The following is a 6000-nucleotide window of genomic DNA, read 5'->3' on the forward strand; positions in this document are numbered from 1 at the left end:
CACGGGGGACCCTGCACGCCGTGAAGGGGACACCGGACGCCGGAATCCGGCGAAGTCCTGACCAGGCACGCTGGTCTATGCTCAGCCCCTGTGGTCTCGCATCCGCATCAGGGAACAACCTCCTCCGCCCTCACCCGACTGAGCGTCAACGCCGCTCGTCTGCTCGGCGTACCCCCGCACGGATACGCGAACCTGCTGGGCGTGGCGCCCGAACACCTCAACGACGACCTGTGCCGCACCCCCGCGGCCACGGCCATCCGCATCGCGGAACTGACGACCGCCCACGCGCCCTGGACCGAGCTCTCCCTGGCGCTGGCCCAACAGTCGAGCATCGGCAGCCTCGGGGTCTGGGACTACCTGATCACCTCCGCACCCACTCCGCTCGAGGGGATCCGGGACGCCGCCGCCTACTTCGCCGCGGTCGCCGACACCGCCACGGACACGCTGCGGATCACCGAAGACGGCGACCACGTCACCATCAGCCACGTCAACCGGGCCGATCTCACCCACGAGGCGGCATGCGCCATCCGCGGCTACGCACTCGGCCTCTACCAGCGGCGTCTGAGCGAAGCCGCACGCCGCCGCCTGGCTCCCGTCCGCGTCACCCTGGACGCCGCAGCACCGGGCCGGCACGGCGCCCTGGCCGAGCTGTACGGCACGCGCGCCATCGACTTCGAAGCGCCGGACAGCTCGATCACCTTCCTCGCCTCGGACCTGAAGGTGCCGGTGCCCCACGCCCAGCCCGGCCTGTCCGCCGTGCTGCGGCGGCACGCCGAACAGACCCTCGCCACCGCGATACCGCTGCACAACTGGCTGGACCTCTTCCGCACCGCCCTGGCCTCCGCCCACGACGAGACGACGCCGACGCTGTCCGCCGTGGCGCGGCGCATGACCGTCAGTACGCGAACGCTCCAGCGCCGCCTCGACGAGCACGGCACCACCTGGAACAACGAGGTCGAGACGCTGCGCCGCGCGCAGATCACGCGGCTGCTGCACGACACCGACCTCGGCATCGACGCGATCGCCGCGCGCAGCGGGTACGCCGACGCCCGCGCCCTGCGCCGGGCCGTACAGCGCTGGTACGGCACCACACCCGCCGCCCTGCGCCGCACCGGCCCGCCGGACGACGGCGGGACGGCCCTCCCGGACACCGGGTAGCGGCGACGGCGGCCCCCAACCGGCCGTGCGGCAACCGGGATCGGCGTTTCAGCGGCTGGGGCGCAGGACCAGCCCGTGGTCGCCGTCGACCCGGATCCGCTGCCCGTCGGTCAGGCGCGAGGTCGCGTCGACGGCGGCCATGACCGCGGGGATGCCGTACTCCCGGGCGACGATCGCGGCGTGGGAGGCCACACCGCCCGTGTCGGTGACGACGGCCGCCGCCCGTCGGAAGAGCGGAGTCCATGCGGGACTGGTGTAGGGGGCGACCAGGACGTCACCGTTGCGGAGGGCGGCGAAACCGTCCGGCCCGTGAACCACGCGGACCGGCCCCTCGGTGATACCGGCGCTGCCCGCAGTTCCGCGCAGCAAGACGTCGGTGCGGGTCGCGCCGAACGGCCGTGCGGGCGGGGGCGGGGGCGGGACCAGCGGTGTCCGGGCGAGGGCGGCCCGCGCGGCCTTGCGGCGGGTGACGAACGCGCGCAGTGCGGCGGCGAGTTCGGGCGGTGGCGGCCAGTCCCCGATGCGTGCGAGTTCGTCCAGGCGCAGGTGGAAGACGTCCTCCGGGGTGTCGAGCACCCCGGCTGCGACGAGCCGGTGGCCCGTCTCCAGCAGCGCCCGCCGCATCGCGGGTAGCGGCAGCATCGCCAGGAACCGCGTGTCGTCCCGGATCTGCTGGAACCAGCGGGCCTGCCGCAGCAGCGCGCGGAGTGCCGCCCGCAGCGGTCCCGGTCCCCGGTGCAGCAATGGGTGGCGGAACAGGGTCTGTTCGGCCCGCTCGCCGGGGTGGGGGCCGGCCGGTGGCGGGTCCTGGGAGGCGAGTCCCTTCAGCATGCTCAGCACGATGTCCGGCCTGTCGCGCCAGGTACCCGGCGTGAGCAGCAGCGGGGTGGCCGTGTCGCGGTGCCCGTACAGGTCGAGGAAAGCGTCGAAGTCGGCCACGAAGCCGGGGGCCGCATCCCGCAGGCCGGTGTGCAGCGCCGCGTACAGCTCGTCTGCGGTGCGCCGGGCGAAGGCCTCGCTGAGCCGCGTGTCGGCCCGGATCGCGGCCGCCAGGTCCTCCAGCGCACGGTTCGCGTCGGCGGTCAGGGTGTCCACACCGGACAGCAGCGCTCCCAGGAGCGGGCGCCGCCGCAGCGCGGTCAGCGTGGCGTACAGCCCGGCCAGCGCCAGCAGGGTGCGGGGGAAGTACCGCAGCCGCAGGTCCAGCAGCGGTGCGGCGATCCGTGGACCTTCCTCCAGCAGGGCCGTGAGTTCCGGCCAGGAGCAGCCGGCGGGGTCCCGTGCGCCGAGTTCATCGGCGCGCCGGCGCATGGCCCCGATGAGCGGATCGGACTTCCAGCGGGCCGGGTCGTGGCGGCGGGCCGCGCCGGCGAGGCGCAGGGGCGCCGTCAGGAGCCGCCAGGTGGGCCTGGGTAGCGGCAGGTCCACACGGACCACCACGCCGGAGTCCTCGATGAAGAACCGGTTCGGCGGCGGAAGGGCGACGCCGGTCGCCGTGACCACGGCGCTTTCGAGCAGTCCCAGCAGCGGAGCCAGCCAGGCGGTGGTGTCGATCGGGTACGGGCGGACCGGCAGGACCTCATCGAGCATGGCGGCCGCCAGTCGCCGGAGGCGGGCAGGAAGGGCGGGAAGGACCGGCAGCGGCGTCAGCCGGCGCTCGCCCCGCCCCCAGGGCTGCCGGGCGAAGCGGAGGAGGCGCGGCGTGCGCGCCGGCTGCGCGGGCAGCGCGGTGATCGGGCGGGTCTGCAGGACGTGCAGGGTTCCGTCGGCCCACGCCCATTCGATGTCCTGCGGCCGGCCGAAGTGCCGCTCGGCCTCCCGGGCGAGGACGATGAGCCGGCGCAGTGCCGCGGCGGGCAGGGCGGCGCCCGCCCGGTCCCCTGCGACCTGCTCGGTGCCGCCGCCGGGGCGGGGGCGCAGAAGGATGTCGTGGTGTCCGGGGGTGCGGTCGACCACCTTCGAGCGGCGTGTGTCGACCACGATGCGTTCCGGCGAGACCAGTCCGGAGACCACCGCCTCGCCGAGCCCCGGACCGGCGTCGACGACCAGTACGTCCCGGTCGCCGGTGACGGGGTCACTGGTGAACGCGACCCCCGCGTACTCGGCGTCGACCATGCGCTGTACGACGACCGCCATCCTCACCCGGTCGTGTGCGATGCCGTGTCCGGCGCGGTAGTCGACCGCGCGGTCGGTCCACAGGGAGGCCCAGCACCGGAGGACCGCCTCCAGGAGACCGTGCTCGTCGATGACGTTGAGGAAGGTGTCCTGCTGACCGGCGAACGCAGCCTCCGGCAGGTCCTCCGCGGTGGCGCTCGAGCGCACGGCGACCGCCCCGCCGCCGAGATCCCGGTAGGCGGCGCGTACCGCCTGCGCCACGTCGTCCGGCACGCCGGCCCGCACGACGGCCTCGCGCACCGCCGCCGGGCCGCCGGCGCCGAGCAGGCCGGGATCCGGCGGCCGGTACGCCGCTGTGGTCACGACGAATCCCGGAGGGACCGTGAAGCCGGCGCGGAGCAGTTCCCCCAGGTTCGCGCCCTTCCCGCCCGCGATCTCCCGGTCGGCCCCGCCCAGCCGCCCCAGCGGGACGACGAGGCCGGCCGCACCCGCCGCGCGCGCCTCCTTGTCCATGCCACGCTCCTTCGCCGCGAACGGCCACCGGCTGGGCCGAGACAATCAAGCCTGGCACCGGGCCCCGCGGGGCGCTCCCCGGCGGGGGCAGATCCTCCGCGACTGCCGCCGGAAAGGCGCCCGTCTCCACCACGCCGTCCAATCCGTCGCCCCATGCACAACGTCGCCCTGACGCATGAAACACCAGCTCAAGCGCCACTCGCGCCTGCCCGCCCGAGCCTGACCTCTGCAAGACCCTTCAGGCCGGTGCGTCCGCCAACAGCGCGTCGGCCTGCTCCACGAACTCCGCGACGTCCGGGACTCCCCGGTACGGCTCGAACCGCTTGCGCAGCCGCGCGATCCTGCGGAACGCCCGCGGGGAGTGGAGCTGCCGCGTGAGCCGGACCGCCTCCAGTCCGTGCCGGGCGGCCGCTTCGGGCTCGTGGTTCGTCAGGTCGGCGTGCGCGAGGATGCCGGTGTTGATCGACCGCCGGCGGATGTGGGAGGCGGGCAGGTCCCGCAGGGCGGCCTGCGCGTACTGGCAGGCCTTGGCCGGCTCGTTCAGGTCCCTGAAGCAGTGGGCGAACGCGTCGGCCAGGTAGGCCTCCTTGAAGTAGCGCAGATAGGTCGCCGAATCGTCCGTCGGGCTCGACCGGTCGAAGTGCTGCTCCGCTTCCGACAGCGCGCGGGCGCAGGCCCGTCCGTCACCCATGCGGGCATGGCCCCGGGCCTCGACGACCCAGGCGACCGCCAGGGCGAGGTGTCCGCCCCGCTGGCGCCCTCCCAGCCTGGCCGCTTCGGCGAGCTGTACCGCCTCGGCCGGATGCTGGGCGTAGAGCGCGAGGTGGCCCATGTGGGTGGCCATGACCTGGGCGCCGTAGTCCCGCGAGTCGGCGGCATGGGCCAGCCCCAGGGCGAGGATGTAGTAGCGCTCCGCCAGATTGAGCTCATTGCAGTCGATGGCCATATAGCCGGCGGCCGCGGTGAATTCGGCCGCGGTCTGCAGGAGAGCACGGCCCACTTCGTCGGTCCGTGACTTCTTGAGCAGCGGGGCGACGTCGAAATGCAGATAGTTGATCATGTGTCGGCGGATCCGCTGCGCCCCGAACTCGTGGCTGAGCCGCTCGAATTCATTGCCCAGTGCGCGCAGGTGACGCACGTCGGCCATGGTGACGCGGCCATCGGTACCCGTATAACTCACGTCCTCCCGCGGGCCGCCGATCAGCCAGTCGCGGCTGGCGGCCGATACGGCACCGGCCGCAAAGGCGGAATCGATGAGAAACCCACGACTTTCCACGTCGTACCTCCACAAGCGCCTCGCTGTGTCGACGGCGCGTTCCGTGTTCCTGGGATAGCGGAGCCCGATCGTGTGGTCTTCCGAAACGATGTCCATGCCGAGGTCCTGAGGTGTCAGCATCCGGCCGAGGCGCTGGGAGAACACCTGCGCCAGCAGGCTCGGTGTGGGGTCCCTGGGAACCGAGCCGGCCAGCCAGCGCGCGACCGCCGTGTGGTCGCAGCCCATGCTGAGTCCCTGGGTGGCGCCGAGTTCGGTGACGCGCCGCGCCAGACCCTTGCGGGAAAACCGTGCTTCATTGATCAGGTCCTGCAAGTTCCGGTTCGGTTCTCGACGAGTACTCATCAGACCCCCGATGCGATTGCTCCGCTCGAACACCCACGTTAGTGATCCGGTGTCAGCTTGACTAAGCCTTTGCCGTCAGCGCGCCCTTTTCGAGCCCCCTGCTGCACCCCTTGCCCGATGGCGCGCGTCTGTGCCCACCCCGTTCCTGCTCCCAACAGTAGAGCCAGAACATCTGGCTGATGGGCCGTAAGTCCCGTCTCTGGGGTGGAGGAGACCGCAATGGGTGGCGAGATGCGAAACGGCTGGGGTATGGCGGAGTGGATTCGTCTGATGGTGCTCGTGGGTTTGATCGCGCTCATCACGGCCGGTCCCGCTTCCGGCGACGTCTGGGCCGTGGTGGCGGCGGCGGCCGGGCAGGCCCTCGTCCAGGTGCTGGCACCCCCGCTCACGGCCCGACCGCTCCCGCCCGCCGTTCGCGACCGGGCGCCGGGACCGCAGGACGGGCCGGCCCCGACGGAAGGCACTCCCTGAGCCGGGGCGGCAGGCCCGCGGGGACACCCGGAAGCTCGCGGGGACACCCGGGAAACTGCCTGGTGCTCTGACCGGAAGGGTTTTGCCGTGACAGAACCCTGAGCTGAAGGGGGGTTGTGTAGTTG

Annotated in this window: 4 protein-coding genes; 2 read left to right on the forward strand and 2 right to left on the reverse strand. The window is 72.8% G+C overall.

The features are described from left to right. Positions 1-90 precede the first annotated feature (90 nt). Positions 91-1158, forward strand: coding sequence for an AraC family transcriptional regulator ligand-binding domain-containing protein (locus AB0D44_RS30175; protein WP_362596711.1), 1068 nt, complete (start codon positions 91-93; stop codon positions 1156-1158). 48 nt (positions 1159-1206) lie between these two features. Here AB0D44_RS30175 and AB0D44_RS30180 read toward each other — a convergent pair whose 3' ends face one another. Together AB0D44_RS30180 and AB0D44_RS30185 are read right to left on the reverse strand one after the other, a co-directional pair. After that, complete coding sequence (locus AB0D44_RS30180; RefSeq protein WP_362596713.1) at positions 1207-3786, reverse strand: PEP/pyruvate-binding domain-containing protein; 2580 nt, start codon at positions 3784-3786, stop codon at positions 1207-1209. Between the two features lie 238 nt (positions 3787-4024). Beyond that, entirely contained in the window at positions 4025-5437 is a 1413-nt protein-coding gene (locus tag AB0D44_RS30185) for a transcriptional regulator (protein ID WP_362596715.1), read from the reverse strand. Between the two features lie 186 nt (positions 5438-5623). Between AB0D44_RS30185 and AB0D44_RS30190 the strand changes: the two genes are divergently transcribed. Next, positions 5624-5875, forward strand: coding sequence for a hypothetical protein (locus AB0D44_RS30190; protein ID WP_362596717.1), 252 nt, complete (start codon positions 5624-5626; stop codon positions 5873-5875). The last annotated feature ends 125 nt before the right edge of the window (positions 5876-6000 follow it).

The organism is Streptomyces sp. NPDC048349 (assembly GCF_040651925.1).
Classification (GTDB): Bacteria; Actinomycetota; Actinomycetes; order Streptomycetales; family Streptomycetaceae; genus Streptomyces.